This is a genomic window from Blautia sp. OF03-15BH (genome assembly GCF_003463065.1).
Classification (GTDB): Bacteria; Bacillota; Clostridia; order Lachnospirales; family Lachnospiraceae; genus Limivivens.
This window is the reverse complement of record NZ_QSCM01000015.1, coordinates 43,187-66,752: the sequence shown is the minus strand read 5'-3', so window position 1 is coordinate 66,752 and position 23,566 is coordinate 43,187. Positions and strand designations below refer to the sequence as shown.

Below are 23,566 nucleotides of genomic sequence, written 5' to 3'. Positions count from 1 at the left end.
TCAGAGGGCTTCGATCCTTTTTTTGATCTGTGTGCTCCGGTCTTCGAAAAGAAGCTCCTTATTGTAGCGGTAATAACGCTCGCAGTCGTACTCCTTTAAGAAAGCGATGCAGTAAAAATCCGTGTTCAATTCAGAAAGAAAAACCACCAGTTCCTGACTGTTCAAAAAGGCTGCTTCCATAAAATCAAACGCGTTTTCCAGCGTTTTTCCAGCCTCATCAAAGGAAATCTCATAGGCTTCTTTTTCGCCGCCAAACAGGGCTTTCAGAGCCGCAAAGCCTTCTTCTCCTTTCAGCGGGCCTTCCAGACGAAGCTTCTCCTGATAGTCGCCGAGAATCCGGACGGTCTCCTTCAACACCCGCTCTTCCCGGTGTTCCAGAAGCTCCTGCTGCATTTTCTTTTCCCTCTCTGTTTCCACCAGGGCGGTGAAGCGTTCCAGCGCCTCTGCCGTTTCTTCTGTTTCATCCAGATTTGCTTTCAGGTCTTTTAAAACGGCAAAAACTTTCTCTGTGACCAGCTCCTGTTCCATGCTCCGGCGGATCACCTTCTGCACACCGGAAAGGAGCAGATGGACCACACTCATGCGTTCGTCAAAGGAGGCATGTGCCACCTTGGCCTGCATCCGTTCGAACTTTTCTCCCCGGAGGATGGCCTCTATCTGATAATCGCTCTGATATTTCTGATAAAGGTCATAGTAGGCTGCAAAATCCCGGGCAATCTTCGGATGCTGGATATACTGAAGCACAAGATCCGCATCCACGGTTTTCTTCAGTTTTTCATAGACCTGGATGATCCTGGAAAGGTCTTCCCAGCCTCTTGGCGTAGCAAATTTTCTTCCCTCCACCGTAGTCTCCATCTTGTAAAAATAAGAGCTTCGAAGGTTCAGATAAGACAGTACTGCCGGATGGATTCCTTCTTTGTAGGCGTATTCTTTCCAGACATCAAATTCCGGCTCCACGGGGATTTTTTTCACACGGTCCAGAGTCACGACGTCAAAATCCCGGACGGATTTGTTATATTCCGGCGGGTTTCCTGCCGCCACAATGACCCAGCCATCGGGAATCGCATGGTTTCCAAAGGTCTTGCATTGAAGGAACTGGAGCATGGCCGGAGCCAGTGTTTCGGAGACGCAGTTGATCTCATCGATGAAAAGGATGCCTTCAGAAAGACCGGTCTCCTCCATCTTATCGTAAACACTGGCCACGATCTCGCTCATGGTATATTCGGTCACTTCATATTCTTTTTCGCCGTATTGTTTTTTCGAGATAAAAGGAAGACCGATCGCACTCTGCCTCGTATGGTGGGTGATGCTGTAAGCAACCAGTGCCACCCCGCATTCTCTGGCTGCCTGTTCCATGATCTGTGTTTTTCCGATCCCCGGGGCTCCGATGAGAAGAACGGGTCTCTGGCGGACTCTGGGAATCAGCCAGTCTCCGTACTCATCTTTACTAAGATATGCCTCCACGGCATCTATGATCTCCTGTTTTGCTCGCTTGATGTTCATGTTTTCTCCTTTTTCTATCTTCCACTTCGACCGGTGCGAAACGGGCATCCGGCCGGATGTTGTACACCTTATGACTGACAGGTTCCAAAGCTCACCCGTCTTACAGTATCAGCTTCATCGCCCAGGGCGGTACGTCTATGTCCCGGTAATCCTCCTGCATAAAGACAAAGACCGTATCGTAAGGCGGCATTTTCACCGGAAAAAGCCCATAGCCGTCCGTAAAGTAGATCAGTCCCCGGAGCCTGGTAAAGGCGCCTGCCTCCAGAAGCTGTGATACATAGGCAAAGGCCGGGCGGAAGTCCGTTCCACCAAAGCCCCGGACGGTAAAATCGTTCAGGTAACGTTCCATCTCCCTGCTGTCGTGGATCACCTGATCTTCCCGTATCTTTTCATCGCACTGGATGATGTGTACGTTGATCTTTCGGAAAAAGCTTTCGGATTCAGAAAGCACGGAGTACGTTTCTTCCAGAAAACGACGGATCAGTTCGCCTTTGCAAGACATGGAGGTATCGATCACGATCACAAAATCTTCGATCTTCCGGACTTCTTTTGTCTCCAGTGGCTCAATGAGCGGCATGTTCCCGTAATGCTCCAGCCCGTATGTGTAAAAAATATAATCAAAGGAATCCGGATCCACCTGCATTTCCTCCTTGAGGACCGAAAATTTCCTTAAAAATTCTTTGTAATCATAACGCTCTCTGTTCTCCACCCGGATCCGTTCCAAAAGGCTTTTGGAATCTCCCGCCGCCTCTTTGGCAAAGGTCTCCATCTCCGTCTGCATTTTTTCCCGGAGATCCTGCCACTCCTTCTGCCGGTTTCTGGAGGTGTTTCCTTTCCCCTCCCTCAGCCAGCGGCTGTGGTCGTCCAGCCGGAATTCTCCTGCCATCCGCGCCAGCATTTCCTCATCCCGGATCTCCTCCAACTGATGATAAATGCCCTCTGCCGTCAGGACCTTCATTCGTTCCTTCAGCTGCCGGTAACATTCCTTCCGGAAGGCTGCCGGTCTCCGGTAAAGTGCCGGAAGATACATTTCATCCAGAATGGATTCCACCGTCAGATCACAGGCCAGATCCCAGCGGAGGGCATCTCTTTTCTCTCCCTGCCAGATGTGGCAGAACAGACAATGAAGAACTTCATGGAGATAGAGGCGGTTCACCTGTACTTTCCCGTTCACAAAGGCAGAAAGGAGCCAGTCCGGTGCAAAATACAAAAATTCACCGTCACAGCCCAGCGTCCCGCAGCCGGGATCCGGCTGGAAACGCAGGGCGGAAAGTGCCGTGTCCAGATAACGCAGCGCGAAATAGAGCTCATTTCTGCTGTTTTTCAGGATATCTTCTGCGATGGAGAGCTTCTCTTCCTCTTTTTTCTGCAGTTCATGGATGGGATTTTTCCATTCCTTTTCTTTCAAAGTTCAAACACCTTCCTTTGGACTTTTGTATGTTTGTGAAGATGATCCATAAAAAGGCTCACTGCCTCCGTATCCTTCTGCTCCTGTGCCATGACAAGCAGTTTTTCCAGAAGTGCTTTCTCCGGCTTCAGACGTGCAAGAAGCGTTCCAAGATTTGCATATTCCCCGGAAAGCATCAGGATCCAAGCCGCCTCCGCAAAATGTTCCTGAATATGGGAAAAGTATTGTTCTTCCGCTTTTTCACCCAGTTCTACCGGGTTTAACAACCTCCCCAGTGCCATTTTCAGAACCACACCTTCTTCTTCCCAGGCTCTCGCATAGGGAAAAAGCTCGTCGTATTCCCGGATATTCAGATTTTTGCGGACAAAGCAGTTCCGGTAACGGAGGCCACTTCCATGGATATGATTTTCCAAGATCCGAGCCGGGGTATTTTCCACCCCTTCTTCAAAGAATTCCGGAAACCAGAAAACGCCCTGTAGGTTTTCCTTTTTCCAGTCCACCCGTATGGTCTCCGGAAGCTCGGTCAGGATCTCACGGAGAGCGGAGCTTCCGTCCGGAAGAACAGTAATCCGGATCTCTTCCACCTGATGGCAGCCCGTAAAGGCTCCTGCTCCCACATCCATGCAGGCTCCGCCCAGAGCCAGCTGCGTAAGCTTCCTGCAGTTATAAAAGGCATAACGCCCGATTTTCTTTAATGTTTCCGGCAGGATCACTTCCCGTATCGCTTCTCCGGAGACCGCGGTCCTTTTTTCCGGCATTTCCTCTGTTTCCCTTGCCGGTTCGCCGTCTTCCCTGCAGAAACGTCCTTTCTGCATGGCTGTTTCCAGCTCTCTCTGATCGATGTGGTCGGAGAATGCATACGCTCCCAGCTCCGTCACCGGACGGCCTGCCACCGTTTCCGGCAGCATCACAGAGGGATCCTCCCCAAAGCAGCGCAGGATACGGATGCCTGCTGCCGTTTCTTCATATAAAAATCTCATGGTTTCACCAGTCTTTCTTCGTTGTAAGATTTCAGCACAAAGACTTTCGCTACAAGTATACCACAGATCAGAGGTTATGGGCAAAAGGTTGGTTGCACATTTTCCTGTAACATCTTATAATGATACCAAGCATAAAAGTGGAACGAAAGCTTTACGATATGCGAATAGTGGGCAGAATTCTATAAGGAGGTTTACAAACATGGCTGTACATATTCTTGAAAATGATCGTCTGGCCATCAGCATTGACGATCACGGTGCGGAGTTGTCCCGCATTTTTGACAAAAAAAATCAGAGAGAGGTGCTCTGGGAGGCAGATCCTCAGTTCTGGAAGCGTCACGCTCCCATTCTGTTCCCAAATGTAGGCCGTCACTATGAGGCGCATTACCGTTATCAGGGCGTGACGTATCCTTCTCAGGCACATGGCTTTGCCCGAGACACGGATTTCACCCTGGTTTCCGAGACGGAAACTTCTGTGACGCACCGGATCACTTCCACTCCGGAGACCAGAAAGAATTATCCTTTTGATTTTGTTCTCACGGTAACGCAGACGCTGAAGGATAATGAGATCCTGGTGGAATGGGAGGTGGAAAATACCGGAGACGATGAGATGTATTTTACCATCGGCGGTCATCCGGCCTTTAAGGTACCGGTCCTTCCCGGCACAGCTTATTCCGATTACAAGCTTCTTTTCCATACGGAAAAGGATCCCGTTTATTTTCTCATTGACCAGAAATACGGCACGATCCTGGCTGACCAGTCCAGAGAGCTTCCTCTGGAAAACAACAGCGCACAGCTGACGGATCATATGTTTGATAACGATGCCCTTGTTTTCGACCATCAGATCGACTGGGCCGGGATCGGTTATCCCGACGGAACGCCTTATGTTTCCTTAAGCTGCCCGGGCTTTACCAGCTTCGGTATCTGGGCTGCCAAGGGCGCTCCTTTCGTCTGCCTGGAGCCCTGGCTGGGACGGGCGGATAATTACGGCTTCACCGGAGATCTCTCTGAGAAACCGGATATCAACCGTCTGGAAGCACACAAAACGTTCCACGCACAGTACACGATCACCATTCACTGACCCGCAAAAAGAGCAGCAGGAAGGATCCGGACTACCGGTCTTCTCTGCTGCTCTTTATCATTGCATCATTTCACTTCAAAGCCATATTCTACGGTTCCCTGTGAAAACTCCGCTTTCACAAGATAGATCCCTTTCCCGGAAAGATCCTTCAGTATAAACTGTTTTTTCCCTTTGTCATCCTTTTCTTCGGAGACTTCGACGGTTTCTCCCTGCTCCTCGGTTTCGTGGTTTTCTTCTGTTTCCGTGGTTTCTTTTTCTTCGGAAGCTTCCGTTTCCTGTTTTGCCGGCACAGGGTCATATCGGAGTACCGATACCTTCTCCGGTCTTTCAGAGAAATACAGCAATACATCAGTTTTCTCCTTCAGGCGGATATCATTGAAGACATTGCTCTCCAGGATAAAGGCTCCATCCGCGACGATCTCCTTCTCTTCCCCGTGCTCATCCGTATACCGCCAGGTATAACTGCCCCGATCGGCAACGGCGCTCACCAGAGCTTCCTTCGTCCGGTATTCCAGGTTCAGATAAGGCGGCTCGGACGGATCCGGCTCCTGATAAACTTCATCCACCAGACTCTCGTATTGCTTCGCATCCTCTTCGCTTCCCTGTTTGGTAACGACGATCCTGCTCACGCCGGGATACTGTCCCGGATAACTTTCCAGCATGATGCCGTCTCCGTAGATCTCCACCAGATCACCGGTAGTAAGCTCCTCTGTCCCTTCCGGGATTGAAGCATCAAAGAGAACACCTGTGGACGTATCCACAAAAATCTGAAAATCTTCGCCTTTTTCGATATACATGGCTTTGATGGGCTGCGCTTCTTCTCCATGGCTCTGACAGCCTCCGACCAGAAAAACGGAAAAAGCTGCTGCAGCCAGAAGTAATTTTCGTTTCTTCATAAAAAACACCTCCGGTCTTTTTTCTGTTAGTATACCATTTCTGACCGGAGGTTATTTAAATTTTTTCTTAAAGTATCTTAATTATTATCAACCAGCTTTTCGATCCAGACTCCTTTTTTGACCAGGACATATCCCACCACGCATTTCAGAAGATCTGCGGCCTGGCAAATGAAGTACAGAGGCAGGATGGGAATCCCGGTAAAGCGGCTCAGGCAGTAGGCCAGAGGGATGCTCACCACCCACACATAACCGCAGTCAAAGAAGAACGTGATGACTGTTTTTCCGCCGGAACGGAGTGTGAAGTAAGAAGCATTGACAAAAGCATTAATCGGCATCATAAAGGCAGATACCCAGATAAAATCTCTTGCCATATCACGGATCAGAGGCTCTGTGTTATAAAGCCGCGGGAAGAAGGGTGCAAAAAGCGCCATTCCCACACCGACCGCCGCACAGCTGGCCACAGAGAAAAAGATCAGCTTGGTATCGGTGTCCTTCGCTTCTTCCATCTTTCCGGCTCCAAGGAGCTGACCCACAATGATCGCCACCGCATTTCCCATCGCAATGAAGACAATGCTGAAAAGGTTGGAAATCGTAGAAGAGATATTCATAGCTGCTACTACAGAAAGCCCTCTCACAGAGTAACACTGCATCAGGGCTGCCATTCCCAGAGACCAGAGTGTCTCGTTGAGCATAAGTGGTGTTCCTTTGCGGAAGATCTGCCCTGCCAGCTGACCGGGAATGTGGAAATTCTTGTATAAGCCATGTGCGAAAGGATTTTCCTTCGTATGGCGGTGGACCCAGACGACCACAATGGCCATTTCCACAAAACGCGCAACGACCGTTGCCACAGCGGCCCCCTCCGCTCCCATCTTCGGACAGCCAAATTTACCGAAGATCAAAAGATAATTCAGCAGCAGATTCACCACAACGGAAATGATACCCGCCTTCATGGGAAGCATGGTCTCACCGGTCTCTCGTAAGGTTCCCGCATAGGACTGGACCAGAACAAAGGGCAGAAGGCCCGGGATCATGATCTTAAGATAAGCCATACCATAGGCAAGGGTCTTTTCCGCATCCACGCCTTCTCCCTCACCATTTAAATACAGCCGGATCAGCTGCTCTCCTGCTCCGGTGAAGACCAGTGCCGCAATAAGGAAGAGTGCCAGCGAGGTCACCAGCTTGAAGCGCAGCGTATCTCTGACTCCCTCATGATCGCCGCTTCCGTAAAACTGTGCTCCGAAGATCCCCGCGCCGGATACGGCTCCGAAAATACAAAGATTAAATACAAAAATCAACTGATTGGCAATGGCCACACCGGACATCTGCTCCGTTCCCACCTGGCCTACCATGATGTTGTCCAGAAGACTCACAAAGTTGGTGATCCCGTTCTGTATCATAATCGGAACCACAACCACAAGAACCATCCGGTAAAAGTGTTTGTCCCCAATATACTTTTTCACGTTTTTCTCCCTTCTTCTGATGTAAGTATGATCGGTATTGCTTTGGCGTTCTGAAGACTGTTGTCCAGCCACACCCGCATGGAAAATCAGTCTGCCCAGAACAGCCTGATCTCTCTACTATAACGCACCTTTTCGAGAAAAGCAATTCTTTTATTGACAGAAGTCGGGATTCCGGCTACGATAGCAAAAAGGAGGTATTTCTTATGATTATTCTGATCACCGGTTTTGCGCCTTTCGGCGGCGAGACCATCAATCCGTCTTATGAAGCAGTCCGTCTGCTCCCGGATGAGATTGCAGGCCATACCATTAAAAAACAGGAACTCCCTGTTACTTTTCAGGGAGCTCCTGTACTTCTTACAGAAAAGGTCCGTGCCATAAGACCGGACGTACTGATCTCTGTTGGGCAGGCGGGCGGCCGTCCCGATATCACACCGGAACGGGTAGCCATCAACCTGATGGATGCCCGGATCCCGGACAACGACGGATTTTCCCCCGTAGACATCCCGGTGGAAAAGGACGGAGAAACCGCATATTTTACCACGCTCCCCGTCAAAAAAATGGTGGAAGCCATGAAAGAAGCCGGTATTCCTGCGGGTCTTTCCTACTCTGCCGGCTCCTATGTCTGCAACACCGTCATGTATGCCGGTCTTTCTCTGGCAGCACATGAATTTCCGGCCATGCGTTCCGGTTTCATCCATGTTCCCTTCATTCCGGAACAGCTGGAGGGCAAAAAGGAAGGAACGCCCGCCATGGAGCTTTCCATGATCGCAAAAGGACTGAAAGCTGCCATCAAAGCTTTATAAAAAAGAGACTTTAAATGGTCAGATTTCCCATGCTCTTCAGGCCGATGGCCAGAGTGGAAGTATTGTGAAGCAGAGCGGAGGTCGTCGGCAGGATCACGCCGGCTACGCCCAGAGCGATCAGGCCTGCATTAAAGCCTACGATAAACCGGTAATTGCCGTGGATCCGTTTCATCAGCGCATCACTGATCTTCCGGAGGATCACGATCTCCTCCAGATCATCAGCACCGATGGTGATATCAGCAATCTCACGGGCGATCTCCGCGCCGTCTCCGATGGCAATTCCCACATCGGCTGCAGAAAGAGCCGGGGAATCGTTGATGCCATCGCCGATCATGATGACTTTCCGGCCTTTGGCTTTTTCTTTCTCCACAAAGCTTGCTTTGTCTTCCGGCAGGACTTCCGAATGATATTCGTCCACACCCACCTTTGCCGCAATGGCTTTTGCCGTACGGTCACTGTCTCCGGTCATCATGACGATCTTCTGAAATCCTGCCTTCTTCAGATTTTTTATCACCTCACAGGCCTCCGGACGCAGGGGATCTTCGATACAGATCACAGCGGCCAGTCTGCCCTCAATGGCAAGATACAGGTGTGAATACTCCTCCGGAAGCTCTGCAAATTTCTGTTCCATTCCCTCCGGAATCGTACAGTTTTCATCTTCAAAAACAAAATGATGGCTTCCGATGATGACTTTCTTCTCTTCTATGGTGGTGGAAATGCCGTGAGCTACGATATATTCCACTTTGGAATGCATCTCCTCATGGGAAAGATTCTTCTCTTTAGCCGCATTGACCACTGCTTTTGCCATGGAATGAGGAAAATGCTCTTCCAGACAGGCAGCAATCCGAAGAAGCTCATCCTCGTTCTTCTCGCAGAAAGAAACAACCTGAGCAACGGTGGGTCTTGCCTTGGTCAGAGTACCGGTCTTGTCAAAGACAATGGTGGAAGCCTCAGAAACCGCTTCCATATATTTACCGCCCTTGACTGTGATCTTATGCGTGCTGGCCTGACGGATCGCAGACAACACAGAGAGTGGCATGGCAAGCTTCAGGGCACAGGAGAAATCCACCATCAGGATGGAAAGTGCTTTTGTGGCATTTCCGGTCAGCAGATAGGTCAGAGCCGTTCCTCCAAGGGAATAGGGTACCAGACGGTCTGCCAGATGTTCTGCCTTACTTTCTACACCGGATTTCAGTTTCTCAGATTCTTCAATCATGGTGACGATTTTATCGTAACGGCTGCTGCCGCCTACGGATTTCACCTGAATCGTCAGTTCTCCTTCTTCCACAACCGTTCCCGCATAAACAGAGCTTCCTTCTGTTCTTCTGACAGCCACGGATTCCCCGGTAAGAGAAGCCTGATTGACCATAGCCTCACCGCCCACTACGACTCCGTCGAAGGGGATCACCGTTCCCATGTGGATCACAAGCCGGTCATTCATTTTCACCTCATTGGCAGAGATCTGAACCTCCTGACCATCTTCCCGTTTCAGCCATACAGATCCCACATTCAGGGACATGGTACGAGCCAGGTCACCAACCGACTTCTTATGCGTCCATTCTTCCAGAAGCTCTCCTATTCCTAAAAGAAACATGATGGAACTGGCAGTGCCCATATCTCCGCGGAAAACAGAAACACCAATGGCTGTCGCATCCAGGACCGGGACTTCGATCTTTCTTCTCCAGAGCGTCTTGATCCCTTTCCAGATATACTTTATGGACATCATCCCTGTGTAACAGGCATTGACAGGAGCCGGAAGCAAGAACTTTCTTCCATAATGGAACAAAACTTTATCGATGAGTTTTTCTTGGTAAAGGCTGTTCAGCTCTCTTCCGGAATTTTCTATGATGCCCTTTGGTACTTCTACGTTTTCATAATGGAATTCCCGAAGGGCTCTGATGAGTTCCTCTCTTGCACAGTTGTAGCGAATGGCAGCGTCTCCGGTACGGTCATACACCTTGGCTGATTCCACTCCGGGAATGGTCTGCAGATAATAAAGCAGGGTATCGGCCTGCTCATAACTCATTCTTTTCTGGGCCATATGAACTCTCATACGCCCCTTTATCTCATGTCTGATCTGAAATTTCAACTGACTCACTCCTTTAAAAACACCTGCAGAAATTTCTGCAGGTGCTTTCTTTTTTGTTTACTCTTCTGAGCTTTCTTCACTCTCGGTCTCTTCTTTGAAATCGGTTACGGTCTCGTCCTCGGCTGCATCCTCGTATGCTTCCTCAGCTGCTGCACGCTCCTCGTTGATCTCCTTTGCGCCCTCATAAATATCCGTTGCATTCTCCTGAATGATGGTAACGGTTTTCATGACACACTCTTTTGCTCTGAGAACGGCTGCGGTACAGCCAGTGTAAACTTTCTTTGCATCTTTACTGGACAGAACTTTGATTCCTGCGGTTCCAAAAAGAACACCTGCTGCAAAAAGTCCGGGATTTTTCCATTCGATATCACTGAATTTTAACATTTGTATGTACCTCCTGATTTATGAATCTGTCCGGGGTAAAAATCTTTTGCTCCAGACATTTAAAATTTACAGAATATTATATATCAAGATTTTTTTCATTTTCAAGAGTTTTTTGTCTGTTGAGATATTTTCTCATTTGGCGGGTTGTCTTCGCCGCATGAAGTTACCATTCACGCGCCAGCCACACAGTATTCATCCAGCACCGTTTTCAGCGCTGCAGCGCTGCTGGTATGGATGCGGGCGATGGGTACGTTGTTCCGTTTCGCTTCCTGGGCTGCGGTGATCACCATTTTATGGGACACCGTATTGGTAAACAGGATCATGAGATCCGGACAGCCGATCTTTTTTCTCACGGATCCATGCTCCTTCGGGAATACCTTGGCCTTGCAGCCATAATCTTTACAGATATCTGAATATTGACAAACCATTCTTTCATTTCCACCAATGATCACGATACTCATAAATTCCTCCTGTCTTATAGTTAGCTTAATCTAACCTGTGTATTTAAAAATTGCGGCTTAAGAGCAGCATGGACATTTGCTTTCTGCTTTGCCTCATGCCTCTGAATACAGCATAGTTACGATTGCTGCATCCAGACTCTTATCGCCGCTTAAGTTAGCGTTTTCTAACTAAAATCATACCGGAACCGTATCCTTTTGTCAAGACGCTTTATTGAGAAAATGTGATCATTTTCCCGCAGCTTTGCTTTTTATGCCTGCTGTTTTTCTTTCAGTGCCTTCTCCAGTTCCTCGGTATCGAAATGATCGAAGGAAAGCTCGCAGCCGCCTGCTGCACGGCTTACCACATTGACTGCATAGTACATGATCGGTTTATAATCTCCGTCCACACTTTCTACGCGGAGCATTTTTCTGTCTTCTGTAACAGAAACTGCTTTTACATCTTCTCTTGCGGAAAGCTCCTGCACGATCTGTTCTGCCTGTTCCTCTGTAATCTTCTTTGAAAGTCGATAATATCTGCCTACTACCATGATCCTTCATCCTTTCTGTTTTCCGTGGTCAGCATTCTTTGGAGTGCTTTTTCTCCGGACTTTCTTTCCGGAAAATCCACATCTGTAGTTTATTATAACACGGGTTTTCCTTCCGGGGCAAAGGTTTCTTGAATTTTTTTCGCACTTTTACCCGTGATATTCTCCTGTTTCGGAATCCAGGATGGCGTAAGGGATCACTTTCCCGTCTTTTTCCACATAGACCTCATAGATCCCGTTTCCAAGGTTTTCATAATGATCCGGTTTTACCCCGCATTCCTTCAGCAGCACTTTTTCGAAAGCGGACTTCCAGTCCCCGCTCACATCAAGAACTCCGGAAAAATCCGACTCCGCAGCATATTCGGAGAGAGTTTCTGATTCTGTCTCTGCGCTTTTCTTTTCGCTACAGGCGGTCAGGGTCAAAGCAGCCGCCAGCATAAGAAAGCCGGTGATCTCTTTTTTCTGTCTTCTCATCGTATATGGTGTCCACTCACAATCCACGTTTGTTATTTTCGTTCCTCTTCTCAGCCTTCTGCTTTGATCGCCCAGCGCATTTTCGTGGAACGTGCCCGGCCGTTCTGTACACATTCCTGTGCGGAGGGACGGATCACATCTTTGGAATAATCCGCATAAACACCGGCTTTATAGCCTTCCTTCAGAGCTTTTTTCACCAGCTTGTCCTCTCCGGAATGGAAGGTGAGGATAGCCGCTCTTCCGCCCGGCTTCAGGGCACCTGGAAGTTTTTCCATGAAATCATAAAGAACCTCAAATTCCCGGTTTACATCAATACGGAGCGCCTGGAAGGTTCGCTGACAAGTCTTTTTGATGGTATCTTTCTTTTCTTTTTCCGGAAGAAAATCCAGTGTTTTCTCAATGACCTCGCGAAGAGCCGTCGTCGTGTCCATAGGATTGCCTTTCCGGATCTCATCAGTGATGGCTTTGGCCAGTTCTTCACAGTAGGGCTCATCAGAGTTTTCATAAAGCATTCCTGCCAGTTCATCCCTGGAAATCGTACGGAGACGCTCTGCTGCGCTGATACCGCTCTCCTGATCCAGCCGGAGATCCAGCGGACCATCTACTTTGAAGGAGAAACCACGTTTCGGATTGTCGATCTGCATAGAGGATACGCCCAGGTCTGCCAGCAGGAAGTCGAAACCGCCCACCTCTTTGGCGATTTCATCGACTGTACAGAAGTTCTGAAGCTTGATCGTCAGAATATCCTCTCCAAAGCCCAGCTCTTCCAGACGTTTCTTTGTCTTGGCCGCCTCTTCGTGATCCACATCCGTGGCGTACATATGGCCTTTCCCCTGCAGACATTCCAGCATGGCTTTCGTATGACCGCCATAGCCCAGCGTCGCATCAAAACCGGTCTGTCCCGGCTGTATCTCCAGAAAATCGAGGATCTCTTTTACCATGATGGAAATATGCATTCCTGCCGGTGTATTTCCCTTTTGGATCACATGCTGGATCGTATCCTGATATTTCTCCGGCTGGAGCTCCTTGTATTTTTCCTCGAATTTCTTCGGGTATTTTCCTTTATAACGCACCCGTCTCTTGTGGGGCTGCTGTGATTCCTGTGTCATACTATGCTCCTTTTTATTTAATCTGCGTCACTTCTGGCTGGAAGTCAGCAAACGCTTCTTCGATCTCTTCTGCCGAACCATAATTGAAATCGCCGTTCAAAATAACAAGTCCATTCGCGCTTACGGTTCCGTCGTCACCGAGAATAAAAATGACTGCTATGGGCTTCCCGTACTCTGCCATTCCCACTTCTTTCACCAGATTGCTCACATCCTCAATATCCGCCTCTGTTCCCTCTGCCTGGCTCGTAGCTTTATTTTCATCCTACCATGAAAGAGAAACTTTGTCATTCTTTTTTAACTTTTTCCTTTTTTGCGTAAAAAACAGCTCCCGACAGCAGAGTGCCGGGAGCCATTCTTATTTTAGAGAAAAATTATTTCGCGTTCTTCTCAGCGATTGCTGCCTGAGCTGCTGCCAGACGAGCGATCGGTACACGGAACGGAGAGCAGGATACGTAATCCAGGCCAATCTTGTGGCAGAACTCAACAGAGGAGGGATCTCCACCGTGCTCACCACAGATACCAACATGGAGCTTCGGATTAACCGGTTTTCCAAGTTTGATAGCCATCTCCATCAGTTTGCCAACACCAGTCTGATCCAGTTTTGCAAACGGATCGTTCTCAAAGATCTTGGTGTCATAGTAAGCATTTAAGAACTTACCAGCATCATCACGAGAGAATCCGAAGGTCATCTGAGTCAGGTCGTTGGTACCGAAGCAGAAGAAGTCAGCCTCTTTTGCGATCTCGTCAGCAGTCAGAGCTGCACGCGGGATCTCGATCATGGTACCTACCTCGTACTCAAGGTTGATGCCTGCTGCTGCGATCTCAGCATCTGCTGTCTCAACAACAACTTTCTTAACATATTTCAGCTCTTTTACTTCGCAAACCAGCGGGATCATGATCTCCGGTTTTACAGTCCAGTCAGAGTGTTTCTTCTGAACATTGATAGCTGCACGGATAACAGCCTTGGTCTGCATCTTAGCAATTTCCGGATAGGTAACTGCAAGACGGCATCCACGATGACCCATCATCGGGTTGAACTCATGTAAGGAAGCGATGATGTTCTTGATGGTCTCAACAGATTTACCCTGAGATTTTGCCAGTTTCTCGATGTCAGCTTCCTCAGTCGGAACGAACTCATGAAGAGGCGGATCCAGGAAACGGATGGTAACAGGGTTACCCTCAAGAGCTTCATACAGAGCTTCGAAGTCGCCCTGCTGATACGGCAGGATCTTCTCCAGAGCTGCTTCTCTCTCTTCAACAGTGTCAGAGCAGATCATCTCACGGAAAGCAGCGATTCTGTCTTCCTCGAAGAACATATGCTCGGTACGGCAAAGACCGATACCTTCTGCGCCCAGCTCACGAGCTTTCTTAGCATCTGCAGGAGTATCTGCATTTGTACGAACTTTCAGAGTTCTGAACTCGTCAGCCCAAGCCATAACACGGCCGAACTCACCAGCGATTGTAGCATCTACAGTCTTGATTGCTCCGTCATAGATGTTACCGGTTGTACCATCGATGGAGATGTAGTCTCCCTCATGGAACTCTTTGCCAGCTAAGGTAAATTTCTTATTCTCTTCGTCCATAGCGATGTCGCCGCATCCGGATACACAGCAGGTACCCATACCACGAGCAACTACGGCTGCATGAGAGGTCATACCACCACGAACAGTTAAGATACCCTGGGAAGCTTTCATACCAGTGATATCTTCCGGAGAAGTCTCAAGACGTACTAATACGACTTTCTCTCCTCTTGCATTCCACTCTTCAGCATCCTCTGCTGTGAATACGATCTTACCGCAAGCAGCACCCGGAGAAGCACCAAGTCCTTTTCCGATCGGAGTAGCAGCTTTTAATGCAGCAGCATCAAACTGCGGATGCAGCAGAGTATCCAGGTTACGAGGATCGATCATAGCAACTGCCTCTTCCGGAGTCTTATGTCCCTCGTCTACCAGATCGCAGGCGATCTTCAGAGCAGCCGGAGCTGTTCTCTTACCGTTACGGCACTGAAGCATGTATAACTTCTTGTTCTCAACGGTGAACTCCATATCCTGCATATCATGATAATGGTTCTCCAGAGTCTCGCAAACTTTCAGGAACTCTGCGTATGCTTCCGGGAACTCTTTCTCCATCTGAGCGATCGGCATCGGAGTACGAACACCGGCAACTACGTCCTCACCCTGTGCATTGATCAGGAACTCACCCATCAGTTTGTTCTCGCCTGTAGCCGGGTCACGGGTAAATGCAACACCAGTACCAGACTCGTTGTTTAAGTTACCGAATACCATCGGCATTACGTTAACTGCGGTACCCCAGGAATACGGGATATCGTTGTCACGACGGTATACGTTTGCACGCGGGTTGTCCCAGGAACGGAATACTGCCTCGATAGCCAGTTTTAACTGTTCAACAGGATCAGACGGGAAGTCTGAACCCAGCTGGTTTTTGTACTCAGCCTTGAACTGCTCTGCTAACTCTTTCAGGTCTGCTGCAGTCAGGTCAATATCGAATTTAACGCCTTTCTCTTCTTTCATCTTGTCGATGAGCTGCTCGAAGTATTTTTTACCAACTTCCATAACTACATCGGAGAACATCTGAATGAAACGTCTGTAGGAGTCATATACGAAACGCTCGAAGGCCGGATCCGGATTTCCTTTGATCATTGCGTCAACTACTTCGTCATTTAAACCAAGGTTTAAGATGGTGTCCATCATACCCGGCATGGAAGCTCTTGCACCGGAACGAACAGAAACCAGAAGCGGGTTCTTAAGATCGCCGAATTTCTTTCCGTTGATCTCCTCCATTTTCTTAACGCCTTCCATGGTCTGAGCCATGATCTCGTCGTTAATTTTACGGCCGTCTTCATAGTACTGTGTACAAGCCTCTGTTGTAATTGTAAATCCCTGCGGTACAGGAAGTCCGATGCTTGTCATTTCTGCAAGGTTGGCACCTTTACCGCCAAGCAGGTTACGCATGGTCATGTCGCCTTCGCTAAACATATACACCCATTTGTTTGCCATTTTACCAATTCCTCCTAAACTGTATTTGTCGCACGGGCTAATCCCGTTCAAGACCGCTGCCCGAAATGCAGTCGGTCGCACAGTATTATTCTATACATAAATTCACAAAGAGTCAAGAGATAATACTTTAAAAAAACAAAAAAACGTTTATCAGAACTCCATTTTCTTTTCGAAATAAGCTTCCAGATCTTCGATCTTCACTCTCTCCTGCTCCATGGTATCACGGTCACGGACGGTAACTGCTCCGTCAGTCTCGGATTCGAAGTCGTAGGTCACGCAGAAGGGAGTTCCGATCTCATCCTGACGGCGGTAACGTTTTCCGATATTTCCGCGGTCATCATACTCACAGTTCCATTTTCTGCTCAGGGTCTCGAAGACTTTTCCTGCGCCCTCATTCAGCTTCTTGGAAAGGGGAAGGATACCGATCTTCACCGGAGCCAGGGCCGGATGGAAATGAAGCACAGTTCTCACATCTCCGCCCTCCAGCTCTTCTTCGTCATATGCGCTGCAGAGGAAAGCCAGAACCACACGGTCTGCGCCAAGAGACGGCTCGATAACATACGGAATGTATTTTTCTTTGGACTCATCATCAAAATAAGTCATATCCTGACCGGATACGTTCTGATGCTGTGTCAGGTCATAATCGGTACGGTCAGCGATACCCCAGAGCTCACCCCAGCCGAAGGGGAATAAGAACTCGATATCTGTGGTGCCTTTGCTGTAGAAGCAAAGCTCCTCCGGAGAATGGTCGCGTGCACGCATCTCGTCTTCTTTGATACCAAGGTTCTTCAGCCAGTCGATACAGAACTGACGCCAGTACTGGAACCAGTCAAGATCGGTTCCCGGTTTGCAGAAGAACTCCAGTTCCATCTGCTCGAACTCTCTGGTACGGAAGGTGAAGTTACCCGGAGTGATCTCGTTACGGAAGGATTTTCCGATCTGTCCGATTCCGAAGGGAACTTTCTTTCTGGAGGTTCTCTGTACATTCTTGAAGTTTACGAAGATACCCTGTGCGGTCTCCGGACGGAGATATACCGTATTCTTTGCATCCTCGGTCACGCCCTGGAAGGTTTTGAACATCAGGTTGAACTGACGGATGTCTGTGAAATTGTGTTTTCCGCAGGAGGGGCAGGAGATCTTGTGCTCTTCGATGAAGTTCTTCATTTCTTCCTGGCTCCAGGCATCCACGGAATTCTCAAGCTGGATGTCGTTGTCTGCGCAGAAGTCCTCGATGAGCTTGTCTGCACGGAAACGCTCATGACACTCTTTACAGTCCATCAGAGGATCAGAGAAACCACCCAGATGACCGGATGCCACCCAGGTCTGGGGATTCATAAGGATGGCGCAGTCTACACCTACGTTGTAGGGGTTTTCCATGATGAATTTTTTCCACCATGCGCGTTTTACGTTGTTTTTCAGCTCCACACCCAGGTTTCCATAGTCCCAGGTGTTTGCCAGTCCGCCGTAGATCTCGGAACCCGGATAAACAAAACCTCTGGATTTTGCAAGTGCCACAATTTTGTCCATTGTTTTTTCCATGTTTTATCAGTCTCCTTTATTCATATAAAATGTAAGCCAGTGCGGCTGTACTTCCTTCTGTTTCTTTCGCCGACCCACTGCTGACCGGTGAAAGTGAGATCGCGCCGTCCTCATTGGTTTCCGGCTCTTGGGCTTCAGCCCCGGCCTCCGCTTCTGAAAGGACTCTTGCACTCTTCTTTCCTGTGATCTCCACATTATCGCTGGCATAGACAATATTGCCGGGAACCTTCACAAGGATCGGCTCCGTCAGGATCACAAGCCCGTAATTATAACTGTTCAGGATATCATTTCCGGTCACATCCGCGCCCGTTACCTGACCTTTTTCCACACTCTGGAATTTTCCGGAAAAATCATATCCTGCCTGATAAGCAGTCAATACATCGCCGGTAAAAAATGTCACCTGATTAAATTTGGAATAATCGTCTCCGGAAGCATAACTCATGGTAAGCTCCGCATTCTGATCTTTCACTTCAAATTTCTTCTTCTTGACATTCTCACTTCCTCCGGCTGTATTGTAATCCAGAATGGCCTGGTCAATGCTGGCTTCCAGCTCATCCGAACTGTAATAATCCTTGTCAAAGGATTCTTTTACATAAGAAACCACCTGACCCTTTTGGTTCACCGAAACGGCTGTCTCCTCCGGTTCAAATTTTTCACAGCCGGAGAGCAACCCCATTATGAGTACTGCCAGTCCCAGAATTTTTCCTTTTTTCATGGGAACCTCCTACATCTGCCCCAGGCCAAATGCAGTTTCTGCCGCTCAGCCCTTCTGACAAACTATTTTAACCCGTAACAGTTCAGAACATCAGCGAAATGAAAAATCAAACTATGCAAACTTGTTTGCAATAGGATGAATTTTCATTTCGGAATGGGCGGAACGGCGCTGAGTCCCAGTGGGACTCGTTTAGCACCGACCGAAGCAACGCGTAGACCTGTGGCCTGTTGTTTTGAACGTCCTAAACAGTTACTTTAACTCTTAATGACAGCAATTCTGCAACATGCTGCTTTTCATTCCTGACTGCATGGTTTCACTGAATTGCTATAGCGTTATATTTTACCACGGAATTTCCTGCTTGTAAAGCAGGCATTGGGGAATCAGATCAGCATCTCCAGCGAATGGAAGGTATGATCCACCCATTTTTTCCGGAAGCGGTCCATGATCCACTGGATCTCTTCCAATACTTCTTCTGAAACGGTAAAGGCAAAAAGCCGATTCCATGGTGCACTGACGATATACTGCATTGCGTAGACCGTGGAGGTCTCCACCTTCCTGCCTTCCCCAGGTGCACAGTTTTCACAGAGAAACCCGTTCCTTCCCAGAGAAAAACGGTTCAGATGCTCTGTACCGCCACAGGAAGCACAGTGAAACGGCTCCGGATACTCACCGTTCAGCACAAGAACACGGAGTTCATAAACGTAGCGTACCAGTTTTCTCGGCTGCTGCCTGCGGATCATGGCCCGAAGAGCCGCGTAAAGAAGCTTCAAAAGTTCCGGCTCTCCTTCTCCTTCCCGACTGTAATAAGATGCCAGTTCCAGGAAATAGAAGCCGTACATCGCAGATTCGTAATCTTCCGTGATTTCACGGAAATATTGTTGAATCTCTGCCTGTACCAGTCGGTAGGTCCCGCGTCCTTCATAGCAGGAAAACTCCCCGAAAGCAAAGGGGCTGGCCGCTGCCAGAAGCGGACTGTTCTGTCTCCGCACCCCCTTTGCAAAGGCAGTGATCTTACCATATTCTCTGGTGAGGATCACCACCCGTTTATCATATTCGCCCGCCGGTGCTGCCAGCAGCACGATGCCGGTGAGCTTTAAGAGATCACTCATTGCAGATCCTTCTTGTCATACCCAAAGTTTTTCATCAGGAAATCACTGTCACGCCAGTCTTTTTTCACCTTTACCCAGACTTTCAGGTTTACCTTCATCTCCAGCATATCTTCGATGTCATACCTGGCCTGGCTGCCGATCTTTTTCAGCATCTGGCCGCCTTTTCCAATGATAATGCCTTTGTGGGAATCCCGTTCACAGATGATCGTTGCATCGATGTCCATAACAGGACCATTAGCTCCTTCCCGCTCCTTCATCTGATCGATCGCCACCGCAATACCATGGGGAATCTCTTCATCCAGACAGCGCAGTGCTTTTTCCCGGATCATCTCAGCAACGATCTGACGCTGGGGCTGATCGGTGATGGTATCTTCATCATAAAAACAGGGGCCATATGGAAGATACTTGAAAATACAATCCAGAAGGGTATCCAGATTACGGGAACGAAGTGCGGAAACCGGTACAATATCCGCAAAATCACAAAGCTTCCGGTATTCCTCAATGAAGCCCGACACCTCTTCTTTTTTCACCGTATCGATCTTGTTGATAACCAAGATCACCGGTGTTTTGCTGTTTTTCATACGCTCTGCAATATGACGTTCCCCGGCTCCGATAAAGTGTGTGGGCTCTACCAGCCAGAGGACCACATCCACCTCGTTTAACGTACGTTCTGCCACCTGGACCATATATTCGCCCAGCTTGTTCTTTGCTTTGTGGATTCCCGGTGTATCCAGAAATACGATCTGACCTCGTTCTCCTGTATAGACGGTCTGGATCCTGTTTCTGGTCGTCTGCGGCTTATTGGAGGTTATGGCGATCTTCTGACCGATGAGGTGGTTCATCAGTGTGGATTTTCCGACATTCGGTCGTCCGATCAGAGTTACGAAACCGGATTTTACTTGTTTTTCCATCAGCATCCCTCACTGCCGATCAGGGGTTTGATCTCCCCGAACAGCTCTTTTTCTTTCTTTATCCTTTCTTCTCCGCCCAGTGCACAGAGGCTTCCTGTCTTTAAGATCGCTTCCATATAGGGAGCCAGCTTCTGAATGTCTTTTTCTGTTGCGGAAAGGATCTCATCTCTTTCTTTCTGTACTTCTTCCTGTGTGGTATGAGACAGCCAGGCCGTCATGGAACGTAAGCCTTTGCTTCTCGCAGTCAGCGGGGTATCGATCTCACTGATGGTTCCGATGACATATTTGGTCATGTCTCTTTCATCCACATGGAAGTTTTTCACATAATCGGTGACGCCTTCATAAACCTCGTTGGTTGCGCCAAGATTCGGATCACGGTAGGAGGCAAAGTAGGAAGCCCCCATCACGCCAAAGCCGCTCATGCAGCCGTAAGCGCCTCCTTTGACCCGGATATTGATCCAGAGATAATCATAGCTTAACGCTACCTTCAGGATCCGCAGTGCTCCTGTATAGGGAAGGCCTGCTTTGCGGTAATTTCCGGTTCTCGCCACAAACTGTACCTGACCGGCAGTCAGGAAGCCTTCATTTTTCTGCCCCAGGACCATATGAAGAACCGGAAGCTCCGCTTCTTTTGTTTCCAGCTTCTTTTTCAGCTCCAGTGCAAGATTTTTCACAGAAGTGTAAGCTTCTTCCTCGCTTGTCACACTCACCAGCATGGTATCCTGACGGAAAAGCAGCCCCATGAGGAATTTTAGTTTTTTCACCAGTTCTTCTTTTCGCTCTTCAAAATGAGCTTCCAGATCTTCGATGAATTTATAGTAACCGATACCGCTCAAAGCATCGCTGTAGCCATAGGCTTCTGAAGTATAGGCAAGTGCTCTGCCTACGGCGGTCTGATGTCCGGCAGCACACAGACGCTCCTGGAGCGTCGATTTCTGTTCACTGACGATCTCATAGAGACGGCGTGTGTCCTCCAGACGGCTCCGGAGCAGGATCTCCTCGATCATAGAAAAGGCAAAGGGCATTTTCTCCGCCAGTGCCTTGGTGCGGATGCCAAACAGTGTACGGTAGGTATCCTCGTTTTTGTGATCCTGAATCACCTGTGCATTGGCATAAATGCCGCCGGTCTCGATGTTGATCTCGCTGAACAGTTCTCCATATTTATAATTTTCCGTATCAATAAAGCCCAGTACGGATTTCAAGAGACCTGCATAGGGAATATATTCCGCAGGAACATATTTCATATCAAAGAGAAGATCCAGATAGCAGACACCGTTGGTCACATAGTCGTGACGGACAAGAGTTGTCCCTTCTGCCTGCTCCTCCAGGTTACTGAAGGTATAAGCTTCTTTTCCAATGTCTTCCCGTTTCAGCATGGGAATGGTTTCCAGCTCTTCTTTGGTGGATGGTGTTTCCTGGAAGGAATGAAGATTCTCTGTTTTTTCCACCAGAGCCTGTTTTTCTTCCGCGGTAAGGCTCTCCTTGTAGGCGGCAAGCTTCTTCGCCAGCTCCTCTTCCATCCGGTCATTCAGACCTTTTTCCGGTTCAATGACTACCAGAGAGGTGTGCGGATTGTTCAAAAGACCGGTTCGGATCAGTTCCTCGTAATAGCCGGTGCCCACCTGTTTTTTCAGGAAATCAAAAACAGCCAGCTGTTTCAGATAATCAAAGGGACAATGGTCATCATAGAGCCAGGTGTCCATCATATCGATCCCGTACATAAGTCCCTTGGGGAACGTACCGAAATCTGCTTCCCGGAAACGGAATTCGGAGGAATTGATGCCCGCCATCAGAGATTTCCGGTCCAGTCCCTCTTCCACGATCCGCTCCAGTTCTGTCCGGATCACCTCTACAAAGCGGTCTTTATCTGCCGCATTGGCATATTTCGATGTAATGCTGAACACCGGCTGCAGAGTACCGCTGTCATAGGAACCGCTGATGTCTTTTCCAAGGCCGGCATCCAGAAGAGCCTGCTTTAACGGCGCTCCCGGAGCAGACAAAAGTACGTATTCAATCACTGCATAAGCATTGGCCTGTCTGACATCCAGGCTGCTTCCGATCGCCGCATTAAAGGAGAGGTACGTATTGTCTTCCTCTGAATCGGCAGTGGAAATGGAATACTTTCCAAGCTCCGTATGCATCTCCTCAAATTTTTCCGGAAGGATGATCTCAGAAGGTACTTCAATGGCATCAAAGGCAGAAAGATATTCCCGGTCCAGATATTCCAGACGCTCCTGCATATCTACATTTCCGTAGATATAAATATAACTGTTCGACGGATGATAATAGGTTCTGTGGAAATCCAGAAATTCCTCATAGGAGAGTTCCGGAATGCAGGAGGGATCTCCGCCGGACTCAACTCCGTATGTGGAATCCGGGAAAAGAGAATTGAGGATCTTCCTATCCAGAATATCCTCCGGAGAAGAAAAAGCACCTTTCATCTCATTGTATACAACACCATTGTAAATCAGTTCCTCTTCCGGACTCTTCAGCTCGTAATGCCAGCCCTCCTGAAGGAAGATCTCTTCCCGTTTGTAAATATTCGGATAAAAGACCGCATCCAGATAGACATCCATCAGGTTCTTGAAATCCTGGTCATTACAGCTGGCAATGGGATACATGGTCTTATCAGAATACGTCATGGCATTTAAAAACGTATTCAGGGAACCTTTTACCAGTTCAACAAAAGGATCCTTGGACGGATATTTCCGGCTTCCGCAGAGAACACTGTGCTCCATGATATGGGGCGTTCCCTTGCTGTTTACAGGAGTCGTACGAAATGTGATGTGAAACACTTTATTCTCGTCATCATTCAGAACCACAGCCACACGGGCTCCTGATTTTTTATGACGGAAAAGATAACCGGTAGAATGGATATCCGGCAGCTCTTCCTGTAATACCAGCTCATATGTGTCTGGATAATTTAACATACTGATACCTCCGCTGTATGTTTTTTATGTAACAGTTCAGAACATCAGCAAAAACCTGTGGCCCGTTATTTTGAACCTCCTGAACAGTTACATTTTCAAATATCTTTTAGGGCAAAAACCCCACTGTCGTTGTCAGTATATCAGACTTTCCAAGAAAGTGCAAAGAAAAACCTCCG

20 protein-coding genes are annotated in these 23,566 nt (G+C 48.5%); 2 read left to right on the top strand and 18 right to left on the bottom strand.

Annotated features, from left to right (window positions below; all coding sequences use genetic code 11):
* The 3 genes from DXA57_RS13660 to DXA57_RS13650 all read right to left on the bottom strand — a co-directional run bounded on the left by DXA57_RS13660 (position 1) and on the right by DXA57_RS13650 (position 3,891).
* Positions 1–1,503 (bottom strand): AAA family ATPase, encoded by a 1,503-nt coding sequence (locus DXA57_RS13660; RefSeq protein ID WP_117767869.1) that lies wholly within the window; start codon positions 1,501–1,503, stop codon positions 1–3.
* Positions 1,504–1,603: 100 nt separating this feature from the next.
* Positions 1,604–2,911 carry a vWA domain-containing protein gene (locus DXA57_RS13655; protein ID WP_117767868.1) on the bottom strand — a complete coding sequence of 436 codons (1,308 nt, stop codon included), beginning with the start codon at positions 2,909–2,911 and terminating at the stop codon, positions 1,604–1,606.
* A complete protein-coding gene (locus tag DXA57_RS13650) occupies positions 2,908–3,891 on the bottom strand; it encodes a leucine-rich repeat protein (RefSeq protein WP_117767867.1) in 984 nt (327 codons plus the stop codon). The genes DXA57_RS13655 and DXA57_RS13650 overlap by 4 nt, the downstream gene beginning before the upstream one ends.
* 199 nt (positions 3,892–4,090) lie before the next feature.
* On the opposite strand from DXA57_RS13650, the gene DXA57_RS13645 reads away from it, so the two are divergent.
* On the top strand, positions 4,091–4,969 hold the full coding sequence (locus DXA57_RS13645) for an aldose 1-epimerase family protein (protein ID WP_158571331.1): 879 nt from the start codon (positions 4,091–4,093) through the stop codon (positions 4,967–4,969).
* Positions 4,970–5,034: 65 nt separating this feature from the next.
* On the opposite strand, the gene DXA57_RS13640 is transcribed toward DXA57_RS13645, so the two are convergent.
* Both DXA57_RS13640 and DXA57_RS13635 read right to left on the bottom strand, forming a co-directional pair.
* Entirely contained in the window at positions 5,035–5,865 is an 831-nt protein-coding gene (locus DXA57_RS13640) for a hypothetical protein (RefSeq protein ID WP_117767865.1), read from the bottom strand.
* Positions 5,866–5,942: 77 nt separating this feature from the next.
* The gene (locus tag DXA57_RS13635) at positions 5,943–7,325 is read right to left on the bottom strand and encodes an MATE family efflux transporter (RefSeq protein WP_243005803.1); all 1,383 of its coding nucleotides are present in this window, start codon (positions 7,323–7,325) and stop codon (positions 5,943–5,945) included.
* Between the two features lie 203 nt (positions 7,326–7,528).
* Between DXA57_RS13635 and pcp the strand changes: the two genes are divergently transcribed.
* Positions 7,529–8,128 carry a pyroglutamyl-peptidase I gene (gene pcp / locus DXA57_RS13630; protein WP_117767864.1) on the top strand — a complete coding sequence of 200 codons (600 nt, stop codon included), beginning with the start codon at positions 7,529–7,531 and terminating at the stop codon, positions 8,126–8,128.
* Positions 8,129–8,138: 10 nt separating this feature from the next.
* On the opposite strand, the gene DXA57_RS13625 is transcribed toward pcp, so the two are convergent.
* From DXA57_RS13625 to DXA57_RS13565, 13 genes are all read right to left on the bottom strand, one after another.
* Positions 8,139–10,169, bottom strand: a complete 2,031-nt coding sequence (locus DXA57_RS13625) for a heavy metal translocating P-type ATPase (RefSeq protein WP_199612742.1) — start codon at positions 10,167–10,169, stop codon at positions 8,139–8,141.
* A gap of 105 nt (positions 10,170–10,274) precedes the next feature.
* Positions 10,275–10,601 carry a DUF6110 family protein gene (locus DXA57_RS13620; protein ID WP_117767862.1) on the bottom strand — a complete coding sequence of 109 codons (327 nt, stop codon included), beginning with the start codon at positions 10,599–10,601 and terminating at the stop codon, positions 10,275–10,277.
* Positions 10,602–10,771: 170 nt separating this feature from the next.
* Positions 10,772–11,062: a DUF2325 domain-containing protein gene (locus DXA57_RS13615; protein WP_117767861.1), complete on the bottom strand. Its 291-nt coding sequence runs from the start codon at positions 11,060–11,062 to the stop codon at positions 10,772–10,774.
* Between the two features lie 248 nt (positions 11,063–11,310).
* Entirely contained in the window at positions 11,311–11,589 is a 279-nt protein-coding gene (locus DXA57_RS13610; RefSeq protein WP_117767860.1) for a hypothetical protein, read from the bottom strand.
* A 147-nt stretch (positions 11,590–11,736) separates the two neighbouring features.
* Entirely contained in the window at positions 11,737–12,060 is a 324-nt protein-coding gene (locus DXA57_RS13605) for a hypothetical protein (RefSeq protein WP_117767859.1), read from the bottom strand.
* 50 nt (positions 12,061–12,110) lie between these two features.
* Positions 12,111–13,169 (bottom strand): 16S rRNA (cytosine(1402)-N(4))-methyltransferase RsmH, encoded by a 1,059-nt coding sequence (gene rsmH, locus DXA57_RS13600; protein WP_117767858.1) that lies wholly within the window; start codon positions 13,167–13,169, stop codon positions 12,111–12,113.
* A gap of 13 nt (positions 13,170–13,182) precedes the next feature.
* Positions 13,183–13,377, bottom strand: a complete 195-nt coding sequence (locus tag DXA57_RS13595) for a hypothetical protein (protein ID WP_117767857.1) — start codon at positions 13,375–13,377, stop codon at positions 13,183–13,185.
* Between the two features lie 163 nt (positions 13,378–13,540).
* Positions 13,541–16,186 (bottom strand): pyruvate, phosphate dikinase, encoded by a 2,646-nt coding sequence (gene ppdK / locus DXA57_RS13590; protein ID WP_117767856.1) that lies wholly within the window; start codon positions 16,184–16,186, stop codon positions 13,541–13,543.
* A 150-nt stretch (positions 16,187–16,336) separates the two neighbouring features.
* The gene (locus DXA57_RS13585; RefSeq protein WP_117767855.1) at positions 16,337–17,725 is read right to left on the bottom strand and encodes a glycine--tRNA ligase; all 1,389 of its coding nucleotides are present in this window, start codon (positions 17,723–17,725) and stop codon (positions 16,337–16,339) included.
* A 16-nt stretch (positions 17,726–17,741) separates the two neighbouring features.
* Positions 17,742–18,440, bottom strand: a complete 699-nt coding sequence (locus tag DXA57_RS13580) for a hypothetical protein (protein WP_117767854.1) — start codon at positions 18,438–18,440, stop codon at positions 17,742–17,744.
* Between the two features lie 380 nt (positions 18,441–18,820).
* Complete coding sequence (gene recO, locus DXA57_RS13575; protein WP_117767853.1) at positions 18,821–19,549, bottom strand: DNA repair protein RecO; 729 nt, start codon at positions 19,547–19,549, stop codon at positions 18,821–18,823.
* The gene (gene era / locus DXA57_RS13570) at positions 19,546–20,460 is read right to left on the bottom strand and encodes a GTPase Era (protein ID WP_117767877.1); all 915 of its coding nucleotides are present in this window, start codon (positions 20,458–20,460) and stop codon (positions 19,546–19,548) included. The genes recO and era overlap by 4 nt, the downstream gene beginning before the upstream one ends.
* Positions 20,460–23,390 (bottom strand): insulinase family protein, encoded by a 2,931-nt coding sequence (locus DXA57_RS13565; RefSeq protein ID WP_117767852.1) that lies wholly within the window; start codon positions 23,388–23,390, stop codon positions 20,460–20,462. The genes era and DXA57_RS13565 overlap by 1 nt, the downstream gene beginning before the upstream one ends.
* Positions 23,391–23,566: the final 176 nt, after the last annotated feature.

Coding starts and splice junctions, on each gene's coding strand:
- DXA57_RS13660 (WP_117767869.1), bottom strand. CDS start 1,503: ATGAACATCAAGCGAGCAAAACAGGAGATCATAGATGCCGTGGAGGCA.
- DXA57_RS13585 (WP_117767855.1), bottom strand. CDS start 17,725: ATGGAAAAAACAATGGACAAAATTGTGGCACTTGCAAAATCCAGAGGT.
- pcp (WP_117767864.1), top strand. CDS start 7,529: ATGATTATTCTGATCACCGGTTTTGCGCCTTTCGGCGGCGAGACCATC.
- DXA57_RS13565 (WP_117767852.1), bottom strand. CDS start 23,390: ATGTTAAATTATCCAGACACATATGAGCTGGTATTACAGGAAGAGCTG.
- DXA57_RS13580 (WP_117767854.1), bottom strand. CDS start 18,440: ATGAAAAAAGGAAAAATTCTGGGACTGGCAGTACTCATAATGGGGTTG.
- DXA57_RS13625 (WP_199612742.1), bottom strand. CDS start 10,169: ATGGCCCAGAAAAGAATGAGTTATGAGCAGGCCGATACCCTGCTTTAT.
- rsmH (WP_117767858.1), bottom strand. CDS start 13,169: ATGACACAGGAATCACAGCAGCCCCACAAGAGACGGGTGCGTTATAAA.
- recO (WP_117767853.1), bottom strand. CDS start 19,549: ATGAGTGATCTCTTAAAGCTCACCGGCATCGTGCTGCTGGCAGCACCG.
- DXA57_RS13610 (WP_117767860.1), bottom strand. CDS start 11,589: ATGGTAGTAGGCAGATATTATCGACTTTCAAAGAAGATTACAGAGGAA.
- DXA57_RS13640 (WP_117767865.1), bottom strand. CDS start 5,865: ATGAAGAAACGAAAATTACTTCTGGCTGCAGCAGCTTTTTCCGTTTTT.
- DXA57_RS13650 (WP_117767867.1), bottom strand. CDS start 3,891: ATGAGATTTTTATATGAAGAAACGGCAGCAGGCATCCGTATCCTGCGC.
- DXA57_RS13615 (WP_117767861.1), bottom strand. CDS start 11,062: ATGAGTATCGTGATCATTGGTGGAAATGAAAGAATGGTTTGTCAATAT.
- DXA57_RS13620 (WP_117767862.1), bottom strand. CDS start 10,601: ATGTTAAAATTCAGTGATATCGAATGGAAAAATCCCGGACTTTTTGCA.
- ppdK (WP_117767856.1), bottom strand. CDS start 16,186: ATGGCAAACAAATGGGTGTATATGTTTAGCGAAGGCGACATGACCATG.
- era (WP_117767877.1), bottom strand. CDS start 20,460: ATGGAAAAACAAGTAAAATCCGGTTTCGTAACTCTGATCGGACGACCG.
- DXA57_RS13645 (WP_158571331.1), top strand. CDS start 4,091: ATGGCTGTACATATTCTTGAAAATGATCGTCTGGCCATCAGCATTGAC.
- DXA57_RS13605 (WP_117767859.1), bottom strand. CDS start 12,060: ATGAGAAGACAGAAAAAAGAGATCACCGGCTTTCTTATGCTGGCGGCT.